At 70.3% G+C, this 23,414-nt stretch carries 20 protein-coding genes and 1 pseudogene; 7 read left to right on the top strand and 14 right to left on the bottom strand.

What is annotated here, in order from left to right:
• Positions 1-56: 56 nt before the first annotated feature.
• Both SOM08_RS09760 and SOM08_RS09755 read left to right on the top strand, forming a co-directional pair.
• Positions 57-590 (top strand): DOMON-like domain-containing protein, encoded by a 534-nt coding sequence (locus SOM08_RS09760; RefSeq protein WP_322470589.1) that lies wholly within the window; start codon positions 57-59, stop codon positions 588-590.
• Positions 591-601: 11 nt separating this feature from the next.
• Positions 602-1,807: a DUF1343 domain-containing protein gene (locus SOM08_RS09755; RefSeq protein WP_322470588.1), complete on the top strand. Its 1,206-nt coding sequence runs from the start codon at positions 602-604 to the stop codon at positions 1,805-1,807.
• A gap of 13 nt (positions 1,808-1,820) precedes the next feature.
• Here SOM08_RS09755 and SOM08_RS09750 read toward each other — a convergent pair whose 3' ends face one another.
• From SOM08_RS09750 to SOM08_RS09730, 5 genes are all read right to left on the bottom strand, one after another.
• Positions 1,821-2,312, bottom strand: a complete 492-nt coding sequence (locus SOM08_RS09750) for a GNAT family N-acetyltransferase (RefSeq protein ID WP_322470587.1) — start codon at positions 2,310-2,312, stop codon at positions 1,821-1,823.
• A complete protein-coding gene (glmM, locus tag SOM08_RS09745) occupies positions 2,312-3,646 on the bottom strand; it encodes a phosphoglucosamine mutase (protein ID WP_322470586.1) in 1,335 nt (444 codons plus the stop codon). Before glmM ends, SOM08_RS09750 begins: the two co-directional genes overlap by 1 nt.
• 75 nt (positions 3,647-3,721) lie before the next feature.
• The gene (gene folP / locus SOM08_RS09740; protein WP_322470585.1) at positions 3,722-4,543 is read right to left on the bottom strand and encodes a dihydropteroate synthase; all 822 of its coding nucleotides are present in this window, start codon (positions 4,541-4,543) and stop codon (positions 3,722-3,724) included.
• Between the two features lie 73 nt (positions 4,544-4,616).
• The gene (gene ftsH / locus SOM08_RS09735; protein ID WP_116958003.1) at positions 4,617-6,533 is read right to left on the bottom strand and encodes an ATP-dependent zinc metalloprotease FtsH; all 1,917 of its coding nucleotides are present in this window, start codon (positions 6,531-6,533) and stop codon (positions 4,617-4,619) included.
• Positions 6,534-6,690: 157 nt separating this feature from the next.
• Positions 6,691-7,356, bottom strand: coding sequence for an RlmE family RNA methyltransferase (locus SOM08_RS09730; protein WP_116958002.1), 666 nt, complete (start codon positions 7,354-7,356; stop codon positions 6,691-6,693).
• Between the two features lie 39 nt (positions 7,357-7,395).
• Between SOM08_RS09730 and SOM08_RS09725 the strand changes: the two genes are divergently transcribed.
• The 3 genes and pseudogenes from SOM08_RS09725 (at position 7,396) to SOM08_RS09715 (ending at position 10,704) form a co-directional block, all read left to right on the top strand.
• Positions 7,396-7,866 carry a YhbY family RNA-binding protein gene (locus tag SOM08_RS09725; protein ID WP_116957772.1) on the top strand — a complete coding sequence of 157 codons (471 nt, stop codon included), beginning with the start codon at positions 7,396-7,398 and terminating at the stop codon, positions 7,864-7,866.
• Between the two features lie 57 nt (positions 7,867-7,923).
• Positions 7,924-9,993, top strand: coding sequence for a M3 family metallopeptidase (locus tag SOM08_RS09720; protein ID WP_116957771.1), 2,070 nt, complete (start codon positions 7,924-7,926; stop codon positions 9,991-9,993).
• Positions 9,994-10,039: 46 nt separating this feature from the next.
• Positions 10,040-10,704 (top strand): annotated as a pseudogene (locus tag SOM08_RS09715) (DUF4124 domain-containing protein).
• A gap of 7 nt (positions 10,705-10,711) precedes the next feature.
• Here the strand turns inward: SOM08_RS09715 and rpiA are convergent.
• The gene (gene rpiA / locus SOM08_RS09710) at positions 10,712-11,383 is read right to left on the bottom strand and encodes a ribose-5-phosphate isomerase RpiA (protein WP_116957769.1); all 672 of its coding nucleotides are present in this window, start codon (positions 11,381-11,383) and stop codon (positions 10,712-10,714) included.
• A gap of 42 nt (positions 11,384-11,425) precedes the next feature.
• Here rpiA and SOM08_RS09705 point away from each other — a divergent pair, with 42 nt between their 5' ends.
• Positions 11,426-12,508: a quinone-dependent dihydroorotate dehydrogenase gene (locus SOM08_RS09705; RefSeq protein ID WP_116957768.1), complete on the top strand. Its 1,083-nt coding sequence runs from the start codon at positions 11,426-11,428 to the stop codon at positions 12,506-12,508.
• Between the two features lie 12 nt (positions 12,509-12,520).
• On the opposite strand, the gene SOM08_RS09700 is transcribed toward SOM08_RS09705, so the two are convergent.
• The 8 genes from SOM08_RS09700 to SOM08_RS09665 all read right to left on the bottom strand — a co-directional run bounded on the left by SOM08_RS09700 (position 12,521) and on the right by SOM08_RS09665 (position 20,949).
• Positions 12,521-13,639 (bottom strand): NAD(P)/FAD-dependent oxidoreductase, encoded by a 1,119-nt coding sequence (locus SOM08_RS09700; protein ID WP_322470584.1) that lies wholly within the window; start codon positions 13,637-13,639, stop codon positions 12,521-12,523.
• Positions 13,636-14,406, bottom strand: a complete 771-nt coding sequence (locus SOM08_RS09695) for a S1 family peptidase (protein ID WP_116957766.1) — start codon at positions 14,404-14,406, stop codon at positions 13,636-13,638. Before SOM08_RS09695 ends, SOM08_RS09700 begins: the two co-directional genes overlap by 4 nt.
• 1 nt (position 14,407) lies before the next feature.
• The gene (locus SOM08_RS09690) at positions 14,408-15,517 is read right to left on the bottom strand and encodes a nucleotidyltransferase family protein (protein WP_147326177.1); all 1,110 of its coding nucleotides are present in this window, start codon (positions 15,515-15,517) and stop codon (positions 14,408-14,410) included.
• A gap of 61 nt (positions 15,518-15,578) precedes the next feature.
• Positions 15,579-16,499, bottom strand: a complete 921-nt coding sequence (locus SOM08_RS09685) for an HprK-related kinase A (protein ID WP_116957764.1) — start codon at positions 16,497-16,499, stop codon at positions 15,579-15,581.
• On the bottom strand, positions 16,496-16,792 hold the full coding sequence (locus SOM08_RS09680) for a hypothetical protein (RefSeq protein WP_116957763.1): 297 nt from the start codon (positions 16,790-16,792) through the stop codon (positions 16,496-16,498). Before SOM08_RS09680 ends, SOM08_RS09685 begins: the two co-directional genes overlap by 4 nt.
• Positions 16,789-17,403, bottom strand: coding sequence for a hypothetical protein (locus SOM08_RS09675; protein WP_147326176.1), 615 nt, complete (start codon positions 17,401-17,403; stop codon positions 16,789-16,791). The genes SOM08_RS09680 and SOM08_RS09675 overlap by 4 nt, the downstream gene beginning before the upstream one ends.
• A gap of 111 nt (positions 17,404-17,514) precedes the next feature.
• Positions 17,515-18,909 carry a TIGR03013 family XrtA/PEP-CTERM system glycosyltransferase gene (locus SOM08_RS09670; RefSeq protein ID WP_116957761.1) on the bottom strand — a complete coding sequence of 465 codons (1,395 nt, stop codon included), beginning with the start codon at positions 18,907-18,909 and terminating at the stop codon, positions 17,515-17,517.
• Between the two features lie 678 nt (positions 18,910-19,587).
• On the bottom strand, positions 19,588-20,949 hold the full coding sequence (locus SOM08_RS09665) for a hypothetical protein (protein ID WP_322470583.1): 1,362 nt from the start codon (positions 20,947-20,949) through the stop codon (positions 19,588-19,590).
• 281 nt (positions 20,950-21,230) lie between these two features.
• Between SOM08_RS09665 and SOM08_RS09660 the strand changes: the two genes are divergently transcribed.
• Positions 21,231-23,414 (top strand): hypothetical protein, encoded by a 2,184-nt coding sequence (locus tag SOM08_RS09660; protein WP_322470582.1) that lies wholly within the window; start codon positions 21,231-21,233, stop codon positions 23,412-23,414.

Genomic DNA, 23,414 nt, shown 5'->3' with positions numbered 1-23,414 from the left:
AGACCAATGACCGTTCCGTGACTCGGTGCGGGGCGCGGGCTGACACAATGGCGCCCGTGTCCGCCGCCCTCCACCTCAGCCCCCACCCCGCATCGCCGCGCATCGAACTGTCGGTCTCGGTGCTGGTGAGCGCCGAGCCGCGCGAACTGGTGCTGCACTACCGCGTGCGCGGCGACACCGCCGCGGTGCGCTGGCCCGAACCTCAGGGCAGGGGCATGGCCGACGGCCTGTGGCGCCACACCTGCTTCGAGGCCTTCATCGGCCAGCCCGGCCAGGGCGCCTACCGCGAGTTCAACTTCTCCCCCTCGGGACAGTGGGCCGACTACGCCTTCAGCCGCACGCGCGTGCGCGATGCGCTGAGGGGACCGCCGAACGCGCCCCTGATCGAGCGGCGCGAGACGGCCGAGAGCGTCGAACTCGTCGCCGTGCTCGATCGCCGGCAACTGCCGCCCGGGCCCTGGCAGCTGGGCCTGAGCACCGTGATCGAAGACCAGCGCGGCCAGGTCTCGCACTGGGCCTTGCACCACCCCCGACCCCTACCCGATTTCCACGACCCCGCGGGCTGGACGCTGCGCCTGCCCGCCGATTGAACACACCGCCCATGCAATTCGGCATCGAACGTTTCCTGAACGATCCCGCGCTGCGCGCGCCGCTGGCCGGTCGGCGCGTCGCCGTGCTGGCCCACCCGGCCTCCGTCACGCGCGACCTCACCCACAGCCTGGACGCCCTGGCCGCCCTGCCCGACCTCCAGCTCAGCGCGGCCTTCGGCCCGCAGCACGGGCTGCGCGGCGACAAGCAGGACAACATGGTCGAGTCGCCCGACTACACCGACCCCCGCTGGGGCATCCCGGTGTTCAGTCTGTACGGCGAGGTGCGCCGCCCCAGCGACGCCATGATGGACAGCTTCGACGTGCTGCTCGTCGACCTGCAGGACCTGGGCTGCCGCATCTACACCTTCATCACCACGCTGCGCTACGTGCTGGAGGCCGCCGCGCGCCGGGGCAAGGCGGTGTGGGTGCTGGACCGGCCCAACCCGGCGGGTCGCCCGGTGGAAGGCCTCACGCTGCGCGAGGGCTGGGAGAGCTTCGTGGGTGCCGGCCCCATGCCCATGCGGCACGGCCTCACCATGGGCGAGCTGGGCCAGTGGTTCATCGCCACGCTGGGCCTGTCGCTGGAGTACCGGGTGATCGCCATGGACGGGTGGCGGCCGGACGAGGCGCCGGGCTTTGGCTGGCCCATCGGCGAGCGCAGCTGGGTCAACCCCAGCCCGAACGCGCCCAACCTGTCGATGGCGCGCGCCTACGCGGGCACGGTCATGCTGGAAGGCACCACGCTCAGCGAAGGCCGGGGCACCACGCGCCCGCTGGAGTTGTTCGGCGCCCCCGACATCGACACCACGCGCCTGCTGGCCCACATGCGCCAGCTGGCGCCGCAGTGGCTGCGCGGCTGCGTGCTGCGCGAGTGCTGGTTCGAGCCCACCTTCCACAAGCACGCGGGCCAGCTGTGCGCCGGCGTGCAGATCCATGTGGAAGACCCCGCGCACTATGGCCACGCGGCCTTCCAGCCCTGGCGCCTGCAGGCCCTGGCCTTTCGCGCCATCCGCCTGCAGCGACCCGACTACCCGCTGTGGCGCGACTTCCCCTACGAATACGAACGCGACCGCCTGGCCATCGATCTCATCAACGGCGGCCCGGCGCTGCGCGAATGGGTGGACGACGTGGACGCGCCACCCGAGGCACTGGACGCGCCGGCACGGGCCGACGAGGCCGCGTGGACCGAGGCGCGCCGGCCCTTCCTGCTCTACTGAGCGCGCCTGCGCCTCAGTCCAGCCACTTCTGCAGGAACTGCGCGGTCCCCATCGCGGGATCGAGCTGGTAGCCCTCGAAGCCCACGCGCTGGTACAGCCGCATGGCGGGCGCGTTGCCCGATAGCACCTCCAGCGTGAGCTTGCAGGCGCCGCGCTCGCGCGCGAGGCGCTCCACCTCGACCAGCATGGCCTCGGCGATGCCGCGGCCGCGGTGGCTGGCGAGCACCGCCACGTCGTGCACGTTCACCAGCGGCAGGCACTTGAAGGTGGAAAACCCCTCGATGCAGTTGACCAGGCCCACGGCGGCCTCGCCATCGAAGGCGAGCACGCTGAAGGCCTGGGGCCGGCTCGCGAGCTCGGGCACCAGCCGCGAGCGGGCAAAGTCGCTCAGGGGCTCGCCGCCACCGGCCGGGTCGCTGGCGTAGGCGTCGAGCAGGGCCACGATGGCCCGCGCATCGCTGGGGCGGCCGTAGTCGGCGGGGCGCACCGAGAAAGCGGCCGACATCAGGCGGCCCTCGCGGCCTCGGCGAGGCGTTCGGCGCTGGCCTTGGCCACGCTGGCGTCGCGCGCCTCCACCATGACGCGCAGCAGCGGCTCGGTGCCACTGGCACGGATCAGCACGCGGCCAGCCTCGCCGAGCTCGCCCTCCACGGCCTGCGTGGCGTCGGCCAGGCGCTGATTGGTCTTCCAGTCCTGCCCGGGCTGCAGGCGCACGTTGATGAGCGTCTGCGGAAACAGGGTCACGTCGGTCAGCAGCTGCGCCAGCGTCTTGCCGCTGCCCACGCAGGCATAGAGCACCTGCAGGGCCGAGACCAGGCCATCGCCCGTGGAGTGGCGGTCGAGCACCAGCAGGTGGCCCGAACCCTCGCCGCCGAGGATCCAGCCATGGCGCTCCAGCTCTTCGAGCACGTAACGATCGCCCACCTTGGCGCGCACGAAGCGCACGCCGCGCGCCTTGAGCGCCACCTCCACCGCCATGTTGGTCATGAGCGTGCCCACCACGCCGGGCACGTCTTCGTCGCGCGCCAGGCGGTCGGCCACCATCAGGTAGAGCAGCTCGTCGCCGTTGTAGAGCCGGCCGTGGCGGTCGGCCATCTGCAGGCGATCGGCGTCGCCGTCGAGCGCGATGCCGTAGTCCGCACCGTGCTCGCGCACCGCCGCCAGCAAGGCCTCGGGGTGGGTGGCACCCACCCCGACGTTGATGTTCAGGCCGTCGGGTGAGCAGCCGATCTTGACCACCTCGGCCCCCAGCTCGTGGAACACGGCGGGCGCGATGTGGTACGCCGCGCCGTGCGCCGCGTCGACCACGATCTTCAGGCCCTTGAGGCTCAGGTTCTGCGGGCAGGTGCTCTTGCAGAACTCGATGTAGCGGCCTGCGGCGTCGTCGAGCCGGCGCGACTTGCCCAGTCCGGCCGCCGGCACCCAGACCGGGGGCTCGTCCAGCGCGGCCTCGACATCGAGCTCCCACTGGTCGGGCAGCTTGGTGCCCTGCGCGCTGAAGAACTTGATGCCGTTGTCCGCGAAGGGGTTGTGGCTGGCCGAAATGACCACGCCCAGGCTGGCGCGCTGCGCGCGCGTGAGATAGGCCACCGCCGGCGTGGGCACCGGCCCCAGCAGCACCACGTCCACGCCCGCCGAGTTGAAGCCCGACTCGAGCGCGGCCTCGAGCATGTAGCCGGAAATGCGCGTGTCCTTGCCGATCAGCACCGTGGGGTGGGTCTCGGTGCGCTTGAGCACCCGGCCCACCGCGTGCGCCAGGCGCAGCACGAAATCGGGGGTGATCGGGGCTTGACCGACGGTGCCGCGGATGCCGTCGGTGCCAAAGTACTGCCGGGCCATGTCTTGTTCTCCTGGGAATGGCTTGTTTTGTGTGACCTTTTGATTATCGCGATCCCCCGGGGCGAACGGCCGCCCTCAGCGTGAGGCCTGCCACACCGTGAGGGCCTCGACCGTGGCGCGCACGTCGTGCACGCGCAGCACACGCGCACCACGGTCGACCGCCAGCACCGCAGCGGCCACGCTCGCGTGCACGCGCTCGGCGGGGCTCTGCACGCCCGTGACCGCGCCCAGCGAGGACTTGCGCGACCAGCCCGCCAGCAGTGGATACCCTCGTCCAGCAGCTCGGCCTGGCGCGCGAGCAGGCTGAAGTTCTGCGCCACCGTCTTGCCGAAACCGATGCCGGGATCGAGCACGATGCTCGCGCGCCACGCCGCGCTCGCGCAAGGCCTGGGCGCGCTCGCGCAGGAAGCCGCGCACCACGGGCAGCACGTCGCCCTCCAGCGGCGCCACCTGCATGGTCGAGGGATCGCGGTGCATGTGCATCAGGCACACGCCCGCGCGCGGATGGGCAGCCACCACCCCGAGCGCATCGCCCTGGCGCAGGGCCCAGATGTCGTTGACGATGTCGGCGCCGAGGTCCAGCACGGCGCGCATCACCTCCGGCTTGTTCGTGTCCACGGACAGGGGCACGTTCAGGCGCAAGGCCTCGCGCAGCACGGGCAGCACGCGCGCCAGTTCCTCCTCCAGCGGCACGGGCTGGCTGCCCGGGCGGGTGGACTCCCCACCGATGTCCAGCAGGTGCGCGCCCTCGGCCACCAGCCGCTCGGCATGCACGATGGCCGCGCGCGCGCTGGCGTGCTGACCGCCGTCGGAGAAGGAGTCGGGCGTGACGTTGACGATGCCCATCACGCGGGGCTCGGTGAGGTCGATATCGAAGCGGGCGGTGGTCCAGCGCATGGCGGGCACGTGGGCGGGAAAAGAAAACGGGGCCGGCGAGGGCCCCGTTCGGGTGGTGTGGGTGTCTTGGCGATCAGGCCGCGTTGGGCGCCGGGTCGGGCGTCACGGTGGACGAGCCACCACCGTTGCCGCCGCCACCCACGGGGTTGCGCGGCGTCCAGTCCTTGGGCGGACGCGGCGGCTTGCCGGCCATGATGTCATCAAGCTGCTCGCCGTCGATGGTCTCCCATTCGAGCAGGGCCTTGGCCATGGCGTGCATCTTGTCGGCGTGCTCCTCGATCAGGCGGCGCGCCTCGGCGTACTGCTCGTCGATGATGCGGCGCACCTCGGAGTCGACCTTCTGCATGGTCTGCTCGGAGATGTTGGTCGTCTTGGTGACCGAGCGGCCCAGGAAGACCTCGCCCTCGTTCTCGGCGTAAACCATCGGACCCAGGGCGTCGGTCATGCCGTAGCGCATCACCATGTCGCGCGCGATGTGCGTGGCGCGCTCGAAGTCGTTGCTGGCGCCGGTGGTCATCTGGTTCATGAACACCTCTTCCGCGATGCGGCCGCCAAACAGCATGCTGATCTGGTTGAGCATGTACTCGCGGTCGTAGCTGTAGCGGTCTTTCTCGGGCAGGCTCATGGTCACGCCCAGCGCGCGCCCTCGCGGGATGATGGTGACCTTGTGCACCGGGTCGCACTTGGGCAGCAGCTTGCCGATGAGCGCATGGCCGGCCTCGTGGTAGGCCGTGTTGCGGCGCTCTTCCTCGGGCATGACCATGCTCTTGCGCTCGGGGCCCATGAGGATCTTGTCCTTGGCCTTCTCGAAGTCCTGCATCTCCACCGTGCGCGCGTTGCGGCGGGCGGCCATCAGCGCGGCCTCGTTGCAGAGGTTGGCCAGGTCGGCGCCGCTCATGCCCGGCGTGCCGCGCGCGATGATGGCGGCGTTCACGTCGGTACCCAGCGGAATCTTGCGCATGTGCACGTTGAGGATCTGCTCGCGGCCGCGGATGTCGGGCAGCGTCACGTAGACCTGGCGGTCGAAGCGGCCCGGGCGCAGCAGCGCGGCGTCAAGGATGTCGGGGCGGTTGGTGGCGGCCACCACGATCACGCCCAGGTTGGTCTCGAAGCCGTCCATCTCGACCAGCATCTGGTTGAGGGTCTGCTCGCGCTCGTCGTTGCCCCCGCCCAGGCCGGCGCCGCGCTGGCGGCCGACCGCGTCGATCTCGTCGATGAAGATGATGCAGGGGGCGTTCTTCTTGGCGTTCTCGAACATGTCGCGCACGCGGGCCGCGCCCACGCCAACGAACATCTCCACGAAGTCGGAGCCCGAGATGCTGAAGAACGGCACCTTGGCCTCACCCGCGATGGACTTGGCCAGCAGGGTCTTGCCGGTGCCCGGCGGCCCCACGAGCAGCAGGCCACGCGGGATGCGTCCACCCAGCTTCTGGAACTTCTGCGGGTCCTTCAAGAAATCGACGACCTCCTTCACCTCTTCCTTGGCCTCGTCGCAGCCCGCGACGTCGGCGAAGGTCACGGTGTTGTTGTTCTCGTCGAGCATGCGCGCCTTGCTCTTGCCGAAGCTGAAGGCACCGCCCTTGCCCCCGCCCTGCATCTGCCGCATGAAGTAGATCCAGACGCCGATCAGCAGCAACATGGGGCCCCAACTCACCAGCAGGGTCATCAGCAGCGAGCCTTCTTCGCGCGGGCGCACGTCGAACTTGACGTCGTAGTTGATGAGATCGCCGACCAGGCCCCGGTCGAGGTAGGTGGCGGTGGTGCGCACGCGCCGGTCGTCCTGGGTGACGGCCACGATTTCGGTGCCGCCCTGGCCTTCCTGGATGGTGGCGCTCTTGATCTGGCGGGCCTTGACCTGGTCAAGGAACTCGGAGTACCCGATGTACCCCGCGCCTGCGGTCGAACGGCCGTCGAACTGCTTGAAGACCGTGAAGAGCACCATGGCGATGACCATCCACACGGCGATTTTCGAGAACCACTGGTTGTTCAACTGCTGCTCCTGGGTGCGCACGCGCGCATTTGCACGCATATGCAAGGCATTCTAGGACTTTCAAGTCCCCCTGCCGTTCGTCGGTGACGTGGAAATGTCAATGGGCGTCTTGGCTTGGCCCCTGCCGCACCGCCCACTCATCGGACGAACGGGCGGTTCAGCCCTTCAGACCCAGCCCAACGAGGAAGGTTTCGGCGGATTTGTCGCGGCTGGCCTTGGGCTTGATCGCCTTGACAACCCGAAAGTTCTGCCGGAACAGGGCCAGCATGGGGTCATAGGCCCCGCCGTGGAAGAGTTTGACCACCAGCGCGCCCTCGCGCTTGAGGTGGGCCCGGGCGAAATCCACGGCCAACTCGATCAGGTGCTCGATGCGGGCGGCATCGGCGTCGGCCACGCCCGACAGGTTGGGCGCCATGTCCGACACCACCAGGTCGAGCTGGGCCAGGCCGCGCTCGGCCAGCGCGGCCTCCAGCTGCGCCAGCACCTCGGCCTCGCGGAAGTCGCCCTGGATGAAGAGCACGTCCTCCACCGGTTCCATGGGCAGCAGGTCGAGGGCGACGATGGTGCCGTTGAGCTGGCCGAGCGCCGCCCCCTGCGGGCTGAGGCGGCGGCGCAGGTACTGGCTCCAGGCGCCCGGGGCGCTGCCGAGGTCGACCACGGCCATGCCGGGCTTCACGAGGCCCAGGGTTTCGTCGATTTCCTTGAGCTTGTAGGCGGCCCGGGCGCGATAGCCCTCTTTCTGGGCCAGGCGCACGTAAGGATCGTTCACGTGCTCGTTGAGCCAGGCCTTGTTGACCTTCTTGCTCTGGGTGCGGACCTTGATGCCCATGCGTGCTCGGGGGTGGTAAACGATAATTCTCCCATGCCCTCCATCACCCTCACGCCCGCCCAACGCAAGGTCCACCGCGCCGAGGCCCACCACCTCGACCCCGTGGTCCACATCGGCAACGACGGTCTTACCCCCGCCGTGCGCAAGGAAGCCGATGCCGCGCTCAAGGCGCACGGCCTCATCAAGATCCGCGTGCTCAACGACGACCGCGCCGCGCGCGAGGCCATGCTGGCCGAGCTGTCCGAGGCCCTCGACGCCGCGCCGATCCAGCACATCGGCAAGCTGCTGGTGCTCTGGCGCCCCCTGCCCGAAAAAGCCCGCCCCGCCGACGAAGACCGCAAACCCGGTCCGCGCGAGGTGAAGGTGCTCAAGTTCGGCAAGCGCCCCGGCCAGAAACCCGAGGTCAAGGTCGTGAAGGTGCTGGGCAACCAGCGCATCACGCCCGGCGGCCAGGTCAAGCGCGCCAAAGTCCGCAAAAAGAGTGTCAAGAAGACCGCCGGCTGAGCGCCCGCTCGCGCCGATGGCTTGAACTCCCGCCCGCCGCCACCCATCTGAGCCGCCATGAACGTCCGCCAAGACCCCGCCCAGCTCAACCCCCTGCTCGATTTCAGCGGCCTGCCGCGCTTCGACGCCATCACCCCCGACACCGTGGGCCCGGCCGTCGATGAGCTGCTGAACCAGGCCAGCGCCGCGCTGGAGGCGGTGACGGCCGCCGGCTTTCCCGCCGACTGGGCCGCCATGGCCGGCACCCTGGACGTGGCGACCGAGCGCCTGTCGCGGGCCTGGGGGGCGGTGAGCCACCTCAACAGCGTGGCCGACACCCCGGCGCTGCGCGCCGCCTACAACGCGGCCCTGCCCAAGGTCACCGAGTTCTGGACCCGCCTGGGCGCCGACGAGCGGCTCTACGCCAAATACAAGTCCATGGACCCGGCCTCGCTCACGGCCGAGCAGGCCCAAGCCCACCACAACGCGCTGCGCGGCTTCGTGCTGGGCGGCGCCGAGCTGCAGGGCGCCGCCAAGGACCGCTTCGCTGCCATCCAGGAACGCGCGGCCGAACTGGCGCAGAAATTCAGCGAGAACGCGCTGGACGCCACCGACGCCTTCGCGCTGTACGTGGACACCGATGAACTGGCCGGCGTGCCCGAGGACGTGGTCCAGGCCACCGCCGCCGCGGCGCGCGCCGAAGGCCGCACGGACCACAAGCTCAGCCTGAAGATGCCGGTCTACCTGCCGGTGATGCAGTTCGCCCGCTCGGGCGCGCTGCGCGAAAAGCTCTACCGCGCCTACGTCACCCGCGCCAGCGATCAGGCCCCGGCCGAGCTCGCGCGCTTCGACAACACCGCCCTCATGGTCGAGCTGCTGGCCCTGCGCCACGAAGAAGCGCGCCTGCTCGGCCACCGCCACTTCGCCGACGTCTCGCTGGTGCCCAAGATGGCCGAGTCGCCCGAGCAGGTGAGCGCTTTCCTGCGCGACCTGGCGACGAAGGCCCGCCCCTTCGCGGAACAAGACCTGGCCGACCTGCGCGCCTTCGCGGCCGATCACCTGGGCATCGCCGACCCCCAGGCCTGGGACTGGCCCTACATCGGTGAAAAGCTCAAGGAGGCGCGCTACGCCTTCAGCGAACAGGAAGTCAAACCCTACTTCACGGCCCCCAAGGTGCTCGCCGGCCTGTTCCAGATCGTCGAGACGCTGTTCGAGGTGGCCATCCGCCGCGACAGCGCGCCGGTCTGGCACCCGGGCGTGGAGTTCTACCGCATCGAGCGCGGTGGCCAGCTCGTGGGCCAGTTCTACCTGGACCCTGGCGCGCGCACCGGCAAGCGCGGCGGCGCCTGGATGGACGACGTGCGCGCCCGCTGGCTGCGCCCCGATTCGCGCGCCCTGCAGACGCCCGTGGCCCACCTGGTCTGCAACTTCGCCGAGGGCGTGGGCGGCAAGCCGGCGCTGCTCACGCACGACGACGCCATCACGCTCTTCCATGAGTTCGGCCACGGCCTGCACCACATGCTCACCCAGGTGAACGAGCGCGACGTCTCGGGCATCAGCGGCGTGGAGTGGGACGCCGTGGAACTGCCCAGCCAGTTCATGGAGAACTTCTGCTGGGAGTGGGACGTGCTCAAGCACATGACCGCCCATGTGGACAGCGGTCAGCCGCTGCCGCGCGCCCTGTTCGACAAGATGCTGGCCGCCAAGAACTTCCAAAGCGGCCTGCAGACCCTGCGCCAGGTGGAGTTCGCCCTGTTCGACATGCTGCTGCACAGCGAAACCCCACCGCCAGCGGACGGTGCGGCCATCCTCACCCTGCTCAACCGCGTCCGCGACGACGTGGCGGTGCTGCAGCCGCCCGCCTACAGCCGCACGCCGCACACCTTCAGCCACATCTTCGCGGGCGGCTACGCGGCCGGCTATTACAGCTACAAGTGGGCCGAGGTGCTGAGCGCCGACGCCTACGCCGCCTTCGAGGAGGCCGCGGCGCAACAGGGTCGCAGCACCCTGGACGTTGCGACGGGCCGGCGCTACCGTCAGTCGATTCTGGAGGCCGGCGGCAGCCGCCCTGCGATGGAATCGTTCAAGGCCTTCCGCGGCCGCGAGCCATCGATCGACGCCCTGCTGCGGCACCAAGGCATGGTTTGAACCCGCGCGCCGGCCGCCGACCAGCCCAAAGAACCGAGGGACGAAGATGAAGAAGCGCTCCGCCGCCGCCCGTGTCACCACCGCCCTGGCCCTGCTGGCCGCGCTGCCGGCCATGGCCCAGGGGGTCCACCGCATCGTCGGCCCGGACGGCCGCGTCACCTTCTCCGACCAGCCGCCCCCAGCGCCTCGGCGCGCCCTCAGCCGGGCGCCAGCGGCAGCGCCCCGGCCACCTCGGCCGGCGGGGGGGGCCAGTTGCCGTACGAGCTGCGCCAGATCGCCTCGCGCTATCCCGTGGTGCTTTACACCGGCGACAGCTGCGCGCCCTGCAACACCGGCCGCAACCTGCTCAACTCGCGCGGCGTTCCGTACACCGAAAAGACGGTGAACACCGCCGACGATGTGCAGGCCTTGCGCCGCCTCAACAGCGACGCCACCCTCCCCTTGCTGACCATCGGCGGCCAGAAGCTGCGCGGCTACCTCGAAACCGAGTGGACGCAGTACCTCGATGCGGCGGGTTACCCCAAGCAGTCGGCCCTGCCGTCCAACTACCGCCGCCCGGCACCTGCGCCGCTGGTGGCCGCCACGCCGGCGCCGGGTTCGCCCACCCCAGCGGGCGAAGCGTCCGCCGACGGCACCGCCGCCCCTCAGCCCGCGCCCGCCGAGACCCCGGTGCAGCCGCCGGTCACCAACCCGGCCGGCATCCGCTTCTGAGCCGCGCTCAGAAGTTCAGGGTCTTCACCCCCGCCGGCGTGCCCAGCAGGCACACGGCGGCTTTCTGGTGGGCGAACACGCCCACCGTCACCACCCCCGGCCACTGATTGACCTCGCTCTCGAAGGCGAGCGGGTCGGTGATGCGCAGGCCGGTCACGTCCAGGATGTGCTGGCCGTTGTCGGTCACCAGGGCTTGGCCGTCCTTCAGGCGCACCCGGGCCTGGCCGCCCAGGGCCGCGAACTGGCGCACCAGGCGCGCCGTGGCCATGGGGATCACCTCCACCGGCAGGGGAAACGCGCCCAGGGTCTGCACCAGCTTGGACTCGTCGGCGATGCAGACGAAGCGGCGCGACTGGGCCGCCACGATTTTCTCGCGCGTCAGCGCGGCGCCGCCGCCCTTGACCATGTGGCCGCGCGGGTCGATCTCGTCGGCGCCGTCGATGTAGACCGAGAGCTCGCCCACCTCATTGGCCTCGAGCACCGGGATGCCGATGGCCTTGAGCCGGGCGGTGGAGGCCTCGGAGCTGGACACCGCGCCGGGCACGCGGTCCTTCATGCTGGCCAGGGCCTCGATGAACTTGTTCACCGTGGAGCCCGTGCCCACGCCGACCACCTCGCCGGGCGTCACGTAGTGCAGGGCGGCCTGGCCCACCAGCGTTTTGAGTTCGTCCTGGGTCATTTGCGAGAATCCGGGGTTGGTCGAAAAACCGCGGATTATCCGATGTCACTCTTTCCCTACGGCGCGGCGCGCCCCTTCCTGTTCGGCCTGGACCCCGAGGCCGCCCACGAACTGACGCTGGGCGCCATCGCCCGCGTGCAGCACTCGCCGCTCACCTGCCTGTACAGCCAGCCGCGCGTGAGCGACCCCTTCACGCTCGCCGGCCTGCAGTTTCCCAACCGCGTGGGCCTGGCGGCGGGCCTGGACAAGAACGCGCGCTGCATCGACGGCCTGGCCGCCATGGGCTTCGGCTTCGTGGAGGTGGGCACGGTCACGCCCAAGGGCCAGCCCGGCAACCCCAAGCCGCGCATGTTCCGCCTTCCCGAGCGCCAGGCCCTGATCAACCGGCTGGGCTTCAACAACGACGGCCTTGACGCCTTCCTGGCCAACGTGCAGCGCGCGCGCTTTCGCCGCGACGGCGGCGCCACGCCCATGCGGCTGGGTCTGAACATCGGCAAGAACGCCAGCACGCCGATCGAGCGCGCCACCGAGGACTACCTCACCTGCCTGGACGGCGTCTACCCACACGCCGACTACGTCACCGTCAACATCTCCAGCCCAAATACGCAGAACCTGCGCAGCCTGCAGAGCGACGCTGCGCTGGACGCGCTCTTGGGCGCGGTGATGGAGCGGCGCGAACAGCTGGCGCAGCGGCACCAGCGCCGCATCCCGGTGTTCGTGAAGATCGCGCCCGACCTGGACGAGGCTCAGATCGGCGTCATTGCCGAGACCCTGCGCCGCCACGGCTGCCGCGCCGACGGCCAGGCCAGCGGCGAGCTGGGGGTGATCGCCACCAACACCACGCTGTCGCGCGAGGCCGTGAAGGGCCTGCGCCACGCCGAAGAAGCCGGCGGCCTGTCGGGCGCGCCGGTGCTGGAGGCCAGCAACCGCGTGATCCGCGCCCTGCGAACGGCCCTGGGGGCCTCGTTTCCCATCATCGGCGTGGGCGGCGTGCTGAGCGCGCGCGACGCGCTGAGCAAGATCGAGGCGGGCGCGGACCTGGTGCAGATCTACACCGGCCTGATCTACCAGGGCCCGGCGCTGGTCTACGAATCGGCCAAGGCGATCGCGGCGCTCAAGCGCTGAAGCTGCACCCGCTCAGCCGGCCAGCATCTCGCGCACCCGCTCGCCGATGGCCAGGCAGCTGGTCAGCCCCGGCGATTCGATGCCGAAGAGGTTGACCAGCCCCGGCAGCCCGTGCTGCGCGGGGCCCTGGATCAGAAAGTCGGCCGCGGGCTCGCCGGGGCCACTGATCTTGGGCCGCAGGCCGGCGTAGCCCGGCTGCAGTGCGCCGTCGGGCAGCGCCGGCCAGTAGCGTCGCACGGCGGCGTAGAAGCCCTCGCCGCGGGCGGGGTCGACCACCAGGTCGTCGGCGCGGTCCACCCACTGCACGTCAGGCCCGAATTTGGCCTGCCCGCCCAGGTCCACCGTGAGGTGCACGCCCAGGCCGGCCAAGTGCTGGTCGGGCTCGGGCGCGGGATAGATGAGCCGCTGGAACGGCGAACGGCCGGCAAGCGTGAAGTAGCTGCCCTTGGCGTAGCGCGGCGTCGGCACGCTGCCGGCGGGCAGCGCGGCGATGCGGCCGGCCAGCTCGCAGGCGTGCAGGCCGGCGCTGTTGACCAGGGTGCGCGCCAGCAGCGGCGTGCCGTCCTCGGACACGATCAGCCAGGCGTCGCCCTGGCGTTCGATCTCGCGCACACCGCTGTGGCAGACCACCATGCCGCCGTCGGCCTCCAGGTCGCCCTGCAGCGAAAGCATCAGCGCATGGCTGTCGACGATGCCGGTGGACGGCGAGAGCACCGCGCCCAGGCACTCCAGCGCAGGCTCCCGTTCACGCGCCGCGTCGCGCGAGAGCATCTCCAGGTCGTCCACGCCGTTGGCCACCGCGCCCGCCACGATGCCCGGCAGTCCCGCCAGCTGCGAGGGCGTGTTCGCCACGATCAACTTGCCGCAGCGCCGGTGCGCGATGCCGCGCTCGGCCGCGTAGGCGTACAGCGCCCGCTTGCCCTGCACGCACAGCCGGGCCTTGAGCGAGCCTGCGGGGTAGTAAATGCCCGCGTGGATGACCTCGCTGTTGCGCGAACTGGTGCCGGTGCCGATGGCCGCCTCGCGTTCCAGCACCAGCACCTCGCGGCCGGCCTGCGCCAGCGCGCGCGCCACGGCCAGGCCGACCACGCCCGCTCCCACCACCACCGCATCGACGCGCTCGGCCGTCATCGCTGGGTCCTCATCAGTTCGCGAACACGCGCCGAAGGGATGGCGTAGGCGATACCCGAGGGTTGGCTCAGCGCCGACTCGCGCGTGCCCTTGATCAGCACCATGTTCATCATGCCCACGACCTCTCCCGTGTCCGGGCGGAACAGCGGCCCCCCGCTGTTGCCCGGGTAGGCCACGGCGTCGAGCTGGAAGATATCGAAGGCGCCTTCGCGCGCGCCACGGATCGCCGGACCACGCAGGCGATCGGCGTCCGGGCTCGGCGGCACCGAGGTCGCGATGCTGGACACCATGGCCCGGTGCACCACGTGCGCGTAGCCCAGCACGTTGCCGATGGGAAAGCCCATGAAGGCCAGGTCGTCGCCCTCGCGCACCGACGCCGAATCGCCCAGTGCCGCCAGCGGCCCGGGCGGACCGTCGATGCCCAGCAAGGCGATGTCGCCGTGGCGCTCGGTGTCCAGCACGCGGGCCTGGCGCAGCGACCAGCCGCCGTCGCGCTGCCACACCTGCGCCACCAGCTGCGCGGGCGGCGCGCCGTCCTCCTGGGTGGGCAGCACGTGTGCGCAGGTCACCACCTGAGAGGGCCGGCCGGCCAGGAAGCCGCTGCCACGCAGCTGGAAGCGCGGGCTGTCGGTCTCGCGCCAGGTGCCCACCAACACCACCGAAGGCTTCATGCGCGCCACGGTATCGGCCAGCGCGGCCCGCGCGGCGCCGGGCATCCCCCACAGCGGCAGGGCACCAATCAAACCCAGGCAGTGCCGCCTGTCCATGTCAGTTCTCCGTGGCGCCACGCGGCGCCCGCAGCGCCATCAGCGACTTGCGGGCCAGGTGTCCGGCCAGCAGCCAGGGCGGCATGCGCAGCCAATGGCCGCGCACATACAGGCCGGCGCGGGCCAGCGCGGTCCAGTGGTCCGACAGGGAGTGGTGGTCGGGGCGCAGCGCGCGCCGGTACATGGCGTCGAGCAGGCGGCCGCGCCAGCCCGGTGCCCAGCGGCGGTGCGCCCGCGCGGCCCAGTCGCGCGCCTCGGGCGGCAGCGGGGTGCGCAGCAGCTCGTCCAGATAAACCAGGGCCTGTGCCAGCGGACGCTCCCAGTGCAGCGCCGTGGCGCGCGCGGTGAGCGCGGGCCAGAACGCGGGGTCTTGCCCGAACTCGCCCACCAGCAGCTCGATGTCCAGCAGGCCGCGGCAACCCAGCTCCAGTTCGCCTTCGGCATAGAGGTGCGCGGCGCTGTGCAACACCATGTCCACGGGTGCCAGCGCGTGCACGCCCGGGTGGCCGGGGATGGGGCGGATGTCGCCCAGCATGGCCGAAGGATCGGCCCGCAGCCGGCCCGACAGCGGCACCAAGGCGTGGTGCACATCCAGCACCGTGCCCCGGCGCAGGTGGCGCATGGGTGGCAGCTCGTGCATCCAGGTGCGGTAGTAGCGCTGGTCGTAGGCATTGGTGTTGGTGCTGACCCAGCCGCTGAGCATCAGCGCCGACTCCACTTCGGCCAGGCGCTCGCGCGGCACCAGGATGTCGATGTCCGACACCATGCGCCCCTCGCCCACGCGCAAGCCCTGCAGCACGTAGGCCGCGCCTTTGAGCAACACCAGCGGCAGACCGGCCTGCCCGAACACGCGCAGCAGTTGCTGCGTCTCGTGCCGCAGTTCCTCGTGCTGGCGCCGCGCCAGCAGTTGCATGGACCACAGGTGGCGCGCCACCTCAGGCGGCACGTCCGCCCAGCGGCCGGCGGCGTCGATGCGCTCGGCCATGCGGGCCAGGAGATCGGCGCGGCGGCCTTGGCGCACCAGCAGGTCCCACTGGCCCGGCGTGAGCGAGCCCAGGCGCTCGGGCTCGCGCAGCGGCAGCATCAGCAGGTCGAGCGCGGGCAATGTCACGGGGCGACCCTCCGTGCCGCATACCGCGGTGCCGAGCGATGCGGGCACAGGTCGGCGGCGCTCATGCGGCCCTCGCCAGGGAATCGAACCACGCCGCCGCGTCGTCGAGCTCGCTGTAGCGCAGATCGAAAGCGTCGCAGCCGTCAACGATGTCGGCCATGCGCTCGAAACCGCGCGGGCCGTGCACGTGGTGGTTAAAGCTGTTCGACGCCAGCTCCACCAGCGTCTGCGGCTTCGGGCGCGGCACGGCGCTCAGGGGCGCGCCCTTCTCGAAACGCGGAAACACGATCCAGCGCGGCAGGGCCGGCAGCGCCGCCTGGCGCAGGCTGGCCTCGTTCACCCGCAGGTGCGCCACCACGCCCTTGAGCGTGTCGTGCGCCAATGGGCCGATCACCGCGTCCGGCATGCGCTTGCGCATCAAGGGAATGGATTCGTTCTTCAGGCTCACGGGCCGCGGCGAGGCGCTGAGCTGCCCGCTCGCCGGATCGATCAGCGCGAGCTCATCGGACATCAAGCGCCAGCCCCGGTGCATGAGCCAGGCGCACAGCGTGCTTTTTCCCGAGCCAGGTGGCGCCGGCAGCAGCACCGCGCGGCCGTCGCGCTCCAGCACGGCGGCGTGCACCGTGAGCCAGTGGTGGCAGTGGCTGGTCACGCACCAGTTCAAGCCCCACTCGAAGAAGGCGAAGGCCTCGCCGCGCGCCAACGGCGTGAACGGCCGCTGGCCGTCGACGTCGAGTTCGCAGCGAAGGCTGGTCCAGCCCAGACTGGGCAGGATGCTCACGTGGAAGTCGCAAAACACGTCTTCGTCGCCCGCGTGCTCATGCAGCGCGTACAGCCGCTCGATGCCTTCGCGCACGATGGGAATGGGGCTTCGCACACGCACGGTGAACGGCGGCACCGACAGCACCAGACCGCCGTTGTTGAGCCGGGCCGACAGCTCCGTGGGCGTCAGGTCGGCGACGCGTCCGCGGACCGCCCTCACGCAGACACCCGTTCGATGAAACCCATGTGCTCGAACTGCGCGAGGTGCTGGCGCACGCCCTCGACGTCCTCGGCTTCAGGGGGGGCTTGCAGCAGATGCCGCGCCAGGGATTCGGCGTCGGCGGGCCGCCCATCCAGCAGCCGCTCGATGAGCTCGGCCGCCACGGGCGAAATGGCACTGAGGCTGCCGTCCGCGGCGTCGTAGACCACGCCGCCATCGGGCCATCGCCGCAGGTACAGCGCCTGCGTGCGCCGACAGACCCAGGCGAACGGATCGCCTGGTGCCAGGGTCACAGAAACGAAGGACCGTAGACCAGGTCGAAATAGGCCATGGTCTGGCTCAGCGTCCAGGTGGTGCCCGCGAAGGGCTGCCAGACACCTTGGCCGTTCCAGATGGCGCGGCACTGCGCCTGGGTGAGCATCACGCGCGACGGGTCGTTCTGGTAGGCCTTGGCCGTGAGGAAGGCGGCGACAACGTGGCGGGCCAGCGCGGTATTGCCCTGGTTTCCGCCGGACTCCAGCACCTGCTGCAGGCTCTTGCCGGTGAAGACGCCGGCCGGGTTCTGGGTGAAGCCCGTTTCCGTGGACAGGAACCGGGTGGTGGTCTTGTAGTCGCGCGGCAGGCCGTTGTCGCGGTTCTTCCAGTAACCGTGCGACTGGCACTCGTAGTCGGTCTTGATCTCGCGCCGAGCGCTCACCTTCATCTGCGCCGCGCGCAGCGAGGAGAAGGTAGAGGGCTTGATGCAGGTGTGGTCGCCGCCAGCGAGCACGGTGTTGCTCTTGAGCGCGGCCAGCACGGGCGCGGCGCTGAGGCCGGCCCGAACCAAATGGCGACGCGAGACCCCGGACTTTTGGGCCCCGGCTTCCCGCACGGCGCCGTCTTCAGATTGGTTCACATCGGACATGGAAAAACTCCTTCGGCCTGACAGCCAAAACCCCGCGAGTTTGGCCGCACGTATACGGGGTATTGTAGATCGATCTGTAGCAAAAAGTAATCGTCTGGACGGCCGGCAGCCTCATTGCGCGCCCTTACCTGTTAACACTACCCCCACCGTCTCGAACAGCACCACCAGATCAAGAAAAAGTGAGTGGTTTTTCACGTAATACAGGTCGTATTGGAGCTTCTCGGCGGTGTCTTCCACGGTCGAGCCGTACTGGTACCGCACCTGGGCCCAGCCCGTCACCCCCGGCTTAACGCTGTGGCGCACCGCGTAGAACGGGATTTCCTGGATCAGCTTGTCAACAAAGAAGCCCCGCTCCGGGCGCGGCCCCACCAGGCTCATGTCTCCGTTCAGCACCGAAAAGAGCTGAGGCAGTTCGTCCACGCGCAGTTTGCGGATGACCTTGCCCACGCGGGTGACGCGGCTGTCGCCGGCGGTGGCCCAGCGCGGCACGCCGTCCTTCTCGGCGTCGGTGCGCATGCTGCGGAACTTCACCACGTTGAAGGGGCGGTTGTTCAGGCCGATGCGTTCCTGGCGGTACAGGATGGGGCCAGGGCTCTCCAGCTTGATGGCCAGCGCCGCGATCGCCATGATCGGCAGCGAGATCAGGATCAGCACCGACGCGCCCAGGATGTCGAAGAGGCGCTTGATGGTGGTACGCACCACCCCCTGGTTGAAACCGTCGCCGAAGATGAGCCAGCCGGCAGACACGGCCTCCAGCCGGATCTGGCCGAGGTTCTGCTCATAGAAGGCGGCGATGTCGGTGACGCGCACGCCGCCCAGCTTGCAGTCGAGCAATGCCCGCATGGGCATGCTGCCGCCGCGCCGCTCGGTGATGGCCACGACGATCTCGTCGATGCGCCGGCTCTGCACCAGATCCGTCAAGGCCTGCTGGGTGGTGATCACCTTGCCGGCGGGCACCTGCTGCTCCTGTTCATTGGGGCCGGCCAGGTAGCCGCAGAGTTCGGCGTTGGCCCCGGGCAATTCCAGCGCACGGCCCACGGCCAGCGCGCGCGCGCCGGTGCCGAACACCAGCACCCGGCGCCTGGGAATGGCCTTCGGCAGGAATTCCCCCACCAGCACCTGGTACAGCAGCAGCACGGCGGTGACCATCATGATCAGCACCACCGACCAGGTGCGGCCGTAGAAGGCCTGCAGCGGCAGCAGCAGCAACACCGCCACCACCAGGGCCGTGGTCAGGCTGAACGACACCAGCGAACGCGCCAGCGCTTGCCGGGTGGACAGGATGGTGCGGCGGTCGTAGAAGCCCAGGGCGGCGTTGATCGCCAGGAAGCCGATGCCCATCAGCAGGCCGCGCGCCGCGCCGCGGCCGATCTGGGCGCTGGTGAGGTCTTCGGGCTTGGAGAGTGCGATCAGCGCGCCGACGAAAACGCCGGCGACCAGCGTGACGTCAAGCAACAGCTGGATGAGGGTGTGTCGGTCGAAATAGTGGTTGAAGATCCTGATCACGCGCGGTTCTCCGGGCACGGCAGATCGGTGTCATGTGGGTACTCCCTACCGCATCCTGCCCATTCGTCCGAGGATAGTGGCCACACCATGTCAACACAATCGCTTACATCCTGCTTTTGTGTGAAGTATTTCGCCCGAATGCCAAGCCAAGGCCCAGGGTGACCCACCAGCACCAGGCCACCCGGGGCACTTCGGTCACGCTGATGAGCAGACCGAGCGCCGCGATGGCGACCACGCCGGCCAGCCAGGCGCCGGCCAATGGCTCGCGTTCCCGCACCCCGCGCCAGGCAGCCTGCGCCGTGCCGACCAGCCAGGCCAGCAGCGCCACCAGCACGACGGCGCCGCGCTCGACCAGCACCTCCAGGTACAGGTTGTCCGCGTGCCAGGGTTCGAAATGCCCCTGGGCGGCGGGCAGCCAGCGGGCGGCCCCCTGCTCGAAGCCGGTGTTGAGCAAGCGCTGGCGGCCCTGGGGATCGAACAGCTCGAGGCGCTCGACCGTCACCGCCACGCCGGGGTTCAGCACCGACAGGCTGAAAAAGCCTTCACGCCAGCCCGCCAGCGGCGCGTCGGGGGCCAGCGAATCGCCGAACAGATCCACCTCGCGCACCACCCGGCCGGTCTCGCCGGCGGCGTCGTCCGCGTGGCGGATGAAGCGCCACTGGCAGCGGCGGTCGTAGATCAGGTGGCGTTCGCAGGCACTGACCAGCAGCCGCAGCCCGGGGCGCGCCTCGTAGACCAGTCGCGCGCGGTAGGTGCCGGCCTCGAAGCCGCGCAGGCGCTGCACCACCGCGAAGCGCACGCCGTCCAGGCCCGCACGATCGGGGCCGTGCAGCCGCAGGCGCGTCGCGCCGTCGGCCGTCGGCCACTGCACGCGGCCCGGCATCCCCCGTCGGGGCGCTCGGCCCAGCGCGCCGGCAGGCGGCCGGCGCCGATGCCCAGGGCCACGTCCGCCATGCCATCGGCCGCCGAGGCCACGGCCCGCCAATGGCCGAAGCGATCGCTGAAGTCCTGGCCCGAGCGCGCCAGCCGCTGCGCGATGGCGGTGGTCCCGAGCAGCACCCAGACCAGTTGGGCCAGCACCAGCGACACCACCACGGCATTGCCCAGGCGCGGCGGCGCCCGGTCGCCGTCGGATGCCCCCAGTGGCATCAGCCGGTGCAAGGCGGCGGCCAGCAGCGTGCCGATCAGCGCCGCGCCGTACAGGCCGCGCGACTGGGTCGTCAGCACCACATGGCAGCCCAGCACGAACAGCGCGGCCGCCGCCCACCAGGCCCATGGGCCGCGCGCGCGCAACCACCACCAGGCGGCCAGCGGCAGGCTCAGGGCGAGGTAGGCGTCGATGGCACCGCCGCCCACGTGCATTTCCCAGAACCAGGCGGTGGTGCGGTAGCCCGACCACAGGTCGAACAGGCCGGCGTACAGCACGCGCTCCAGCAGCACCAGAGCGCAGACCGTGGCCAGGCCCGTGAGGCAGCCGCGCCACCAGGCCAGGCGCCAGCGCTGCCGCGATTCGCCATTGCCGCTGCTCCACAGCGGCAACAGCAGCGCCGCCCAGACCAGCGACTTGCTCGACCGCCAGGCGTTGGCCGGCGACGCGTAGTCGGCGAAGGGGAACAAGGCCCAGGACGGCCAGGCCCCGCCATCGCCCAGGGCGCGGCCCGCACCCCAGGCCGCCACCACCAGCAAGGCGGCCGACAGCGCGAGCGAGCGCCGGTCCAGCGCCGGCCCGCCGTCGCGGTGCCGCCAGGCCTGCAGCGCCCAGGCGCCCCAGCCGCCGGCCGCCACGGCCAGCACCATCAGGTCGAACTCGTCGAACATGAGCCAGCCGGTGTGCACGGCCTGGCTGGCCCAGGGCAGCAGCGCCGGCAGCAGCCACGCGCCCAGCAATGGGCGCCAGGCCGTCAGCGCCATCGCCAGCAGTACCCCTGCGCCCAGGCCCAGCGGCAGGACCGGGTGGGCCGATGCCCCGATCAAGGCCGCGGCGGCGGTGCTCAGGGCAAGGGCGGCGGCCGCCAGCGTCTTCAGGGCTCGAACGGTCATGAAGACCCAAATGTATCAATCCGAAACCACGGTATCTGCCCCGCCAGGGCCCGCAGACCCTGCAGGCCACCGAGACAAAGCCCGGGCCTTTTCAGATGGTTTCGATTTCGGCGGAACTCACATTCTGAATCCTTGGCGTCACGAATTCGTGAAAAAATCCACGCGCCGCCAAATTCCCTCCAGGCGTTCACGCGGCGCCCGTCCTTCCCGCTTCCAAGAACCTCGGTGACCTTCTGTCGGTGCCGCGTGGCCCGGCGCAGAGATTGTTTGACCTGTCATCCATGAACACCTACTTTTTCGAGGTTCAACAGCGCGGAACCATGCTCGCGACGCTCTTTGCCGCCACCTGTCTGGTGGCCGCCTGTGGTGGCGGCGGTGGCAGCGGCGGGCTGGTCAGCGACGCACCGGCCCAGACACCCGGCGCAGTGTCGCCTCCCGGCGCGTCGCAGCCGCCCGCGCCGCCGCCCGGCTTCCCGCCGCCCCCGCCGCCGCCACCCGCTCCCTCGGCTGGCGCAGCGGGTCTGGCCTGCGCCGCGGGCGCCATCACCTGCGTGGAGGTGACGTCCGGCAGCGCCCAGACCAACCTGCCCATCACCTTCGGCCAGCCTTTCCGCAGCGGCGACCTCTCCACCAGCCAGGGCCTCAGCGCCCAGGACAGCGCCGGCAACACCGTGCCCGTGCAGATGGACGAGGTGTCCACCCACGCCAACGGCTCCGTGCGTTTCGCCGTGCTCAGCGCCACCTTGCCCAGCCTGCCGGCCAATACCGCGCGCCTGATCAACCTCTACCCCGCCGCCAAGAGCAATCCCGCCGTCTCGCTACCGGCCGATCCGGCCTGGAACCTGCAGGTCACGGCGCGCCTGTCCGACGGCACCACCCTGGTGGCCAACCCTCAGCAGCAGCTGCGGCAACTCATCGCCTCGGGCGCCGGCCGGCGCCTGCACGGCCCGGTGGCCAGCGAGTTCAACGTCGTGGCCCCCATGATCAACCAGGCCACCGGCGCGGCCCACCCGCACCTGGTGGCGCGCCTGCACACCCGCCTGTACAACGGTGGCAGCCGCATCCGCACCGACGTGGTGATGGAGAACAACTGGGCGCTCAAGGCCAACCCCACCAACCTGAGCTACTCGCTGACCGTCACGGCCAACGGCCAGACGCTGCTGTCGCAGCCCTCGTTCACACACACGCACCATGCGCGCTGGCACAAGGTGGTGTGGAGCGGCGGCGCCGCGCCGAACGTCCGCCTGCGCCACCACATGCCCTACTTCCTGGCCAGCCGCGCCACCTGGAACTACAACCTGGGCCTAAACATTCCCGACAGCGTGCTGCTGGACGAGGCGCGCTCGCTGTCGAGCAGCAACACCGGGCCCATGGGCACGGCCATGCTGACCACCAACATGCCCGGTACCGGTGGCCGCGACGAGATCGCGCCGCTGCCGCGCTGGACGGCGCTCTACCTCATCACGCAGGACGACCGCGCCCGCGCCTCCATGCTGGCCAACGCCGACGCCGCCGCCAGCGCCCCCGTGCACTACCGCGACGAGTCCACCGACCAGCCCATCAGCGTCGTCAAGTACCCCGGCATCGCACTGCGCTACGGCGCCTCCAGTCCCTCGGTGCCCGCGGGCAATGGCTCCAGCGCCTGGACGCCGGACATCGCGCACCAGGGGTCGTACTCGTACATCCCCTACCTGGTCACCGGCGACGCCTTCTACCTCGACGAAATGATGTTCTGGGCCGCCTGGAACATCGCCGCCAACGACCCCATCTACCGCGAGCGCGACAAGGGCCTGCTGATGCCCGAACAGGTGCGCGGCCAGGCCTGGGGCATCCGCTCGATCGCGGAGGCCGCTTTCGCCGCCCCGGACTCGCACGCCATGAACGGCTACTTCGACACCATGCTGTCGAACAACATGGCTTGGGCGCTGGCCACCTACGGCCCGGGCAAATCGGGCCCGCTGTTCTCGCCCATGGGCGCGCTGATCTCGCAGTACAACAACAACCAGACGCCGTCGTACGAGTCGGACTTCTTCGCCACCGTGATGAGCTGGCTGGCCGAGAACAACGTGCCGAACGCCAGCGCCGTGCTCAACAGCGTGGGCCGCATGCAGATCGACCGCTTCCTGGCCAGCACCCAGTCGGCCGGTTTCTGCACCAGCCGCGCCGCGGGCTACTGGCTGCAAACCATGAGCGGCGGCAGCTACATCAACAACTGGGCCGACTTCTACCGCGCCAACTACGGTTCGGCCGCCTGCGAAGGCTCTGCCGCGGCCGGCGATCCCGCCTATCCCGACTGGGCCGGCGGCTACGCGGCCGTGGCGCGCGGCATGCTCGCCGCCGCCAGCAACGCCGGAGCCAACAACGCCGCCACCGCCTATGCGCGCTGGAGGGCGTTCACGCCCCAGCTGGAGTCGGGTGCGCGCGGCTTCAGCAGCGACCCGTCCTACGCCATCGTGCCGCGCTGA

The organism is Hydrogenophaga sp. SNF1 (genome assembly GCF_034421675.1).
Taxonomy (GTDB): Bacteria; Pseudomonadota; Gammaproteobacteria; order Burkholderiales; family Burkholderiaceae_C; genus Hydrogenophaga; species Hydrogenophaga borbori.
The sequence above is the reverse complement of the archived record's forward strand: the minus strand, read 5'-3'. Positions and strand labels throughout refer to the sequence as shown.

What these genes read in the sequence shown, in the direction of transcription:
- SOM08_RS09755 (WP_322470588.1), top strand. Translation starts at nt 602, where the DNA reads ATGCAATTCGGCATCGAACGTTTCCTGAACGATCCCGCGCTGCGCGCG.
- SOM08_RS09750 (WP_322470587.1), bottom strand. Translation starts at nt 2,312, where the DNA reads ATGTCGGCCGCTTTCTCGGTGCGCCCCGCCGACTACGGCCGCCCCAGC.
- glmM (WP_322470586.1), bottom strand. Translation starts at nt 3,646, where the DNA reads ATGGCCCGGCAGTACTTTGGCACCGACGGCATCCGCGGCACCGTCGGT.
- folP (WP_322470585.1), bottom strand. Translation starts at nt 4,543, where the DNA reads ATGCGCTGGACCACCGCCCGCTTCGATATCGACCTCACCGAGCCCCGC.
- SOM08_RS09725 (WP_116957772.1), top strand. Translation starts at nt 7,396, where the DNA reads ATGCCCTCCATCACCCTCACGCCCGCCCAACGCAAGGTCCACCGCGCC.
- SOM08_RS09720 (WP_116957771.1), top strand. Translation starts at nt 7,924, where the DNA reads ATGAACGTCCGCCAAGACCCCGCCCAGCTCAACCCCCTGCTCGATTTC.
- rpiA (WP_116957769.1), bottom strand. Translation starts at nt 11,383, where the DNA reads ATGACCCAGGACGAACTCAAAACGCTGGTGGGCCAGGCCGCCCTGCAC.
- SOM08_RS09705 (WP_116957768.1), top strand. Translation starts at nt 11,426, where the DNA reads ATGTCACTCTTTCCCTACGGCGCGGCGCGCCCCTTCCTGTTCGGCCTG.
- SOM08_RS09700 (WP_322470584.1), bottom strand. Translation starts at nt 13,639, where the DNA reads ATGACGGCCGAGCGCGTCGATGCGGTGGTGGTGGGAGCGGGCGTGGTC.
- SOM08_RS09695 (WP_116957766.1), bottom strand. Translation starts at nt 14,406, where the DNA reads ATGGACAGGCGGCACTGCCTGGGTTTGATTGGTGCCCTGCCGCTGTGG.
- SOM08_RS09675 (WP_147326176.1), bottom strand. Translation starts at nt 17,403, where the DNA reads ATGTCCGATGTGAACCAATCTGAAGACGGCGCCGTGCGGGAAGCCGGG.
- SOM08_RS09665 (WP_322470583.1), bottom strand. Translation starts at nt 20,949, where the DNA reads ATGACCGTTCGAGCCCTGAAGACGCTGGCGGCCGCCGCCCTTGCCCTG.
- SOM08_RS09660 (WP_322470582.1), top strand. Translation starts at nt 21,231, where the DNA reads ATGAACACCTACTTTTTCGAGGTTCAACAGCGCGGAACCATGCTCGCG.